Annotated in this window: 1 protein-coding gene; it reads right to left on the bottom strand. The window is 47.1% G+C overall.

Annotation, left to right across the window (positions count from 1 at the left end):
* Positions 1-437, bottom strand: a 437-nt coding sequence (locus NE664_14215; GenBank protein MCQ4727790.1) for an FAD-dependent oxidoreductase, incomplete at both ends; no start/stop codon positions are given.

Here is a 437-nt window from a genome sequence, read left to right as displayed (position 1 = left end):
TAATCTGGTAGATCATTTCAATGTTTGCGCCAAACTTTTGTGCACCTGCATCCCACATCATATTCAAACCGTCTCCGACAATCCCCGGAACGTTGAACGGGAAATAATCTTCCCAGAGATTTAAGTCAAATTCCTCTTTCAGCATCTTGGCATTAACACCGAAGCCACCGGTTGCAACGACCACTGCTTTTGCACGGGCTTCTATCTCTTCTCCCTCTTTGTCGACAGCAATTACGCCAACAGCTTTTCCATCTTCCATGATCAATTCTTTTACCGGGCTTTCGAGATAAATCTCTGCCCCTAACTCTTGGGCTTTCTCTGTCATGGCGCGAATCATCGGACCTGCCGCACGCGGTCCGATAATGCCGTTTTCAGGTTTTACAATGTGCCATGTTGCCTCGGATTCTGCAAAATAGCGGAAAGCACCGGCAAATTCA

The organism is Anaerotignum faecicola, assembly GCA_024460105.1.
Lineage (GTDB): Bacteria > Bacillota > Clostridia > Lachnospirales > Anaerotignaceae > JANFXS01.
Note: the sequence above shows the minus strand (reverse complement) of the source record. Positions and strands in the feature narration are given on the sequence as shown.